The organism is Neisseria sp. P0001.S005, from assembly GCF_051963715.1.
The window spans coordinates 1-259 of sequence record NZ_JBQCTZ010000997.1; the positions used below are offsets into that span (position 1 = coordinate 1).

At 50.6% G+C, this 259-nt stretch carries 1 pseudogene; it reads left to right on the forward strand.

The window, feature by feature from the left end:
- Positions 1-259 (forward strand): annotated as a pseudogene (locus ACTHSP_RS23825) (polyamine ABC transporter permease); the annotation flags it as partial.

Here is a 259-nt window from a genome sequence, read left to right on the forward strand (position 1 = left end):
GCAGCACCCTGTTTGCCGGTATGATTTCCGCGCCTATGGTGATGCCTGACGTGATTACCGGTTTGTCCATGCTGCTGCTGATTATTCAGGTTCAAATGTTCCTGCAAGGCAGTGAATTGCTGCAATCGCTCTACTTCGATCGCGGCTTCTTTACTATCTTCCTCGGCCACACCACGCTTTGTATGGCGTACATTACCGTCGTTATCCGCTCGCGCTTGGTGGAATTGGATCAATCCTTGGAAGAAGCTGCAATGGACTT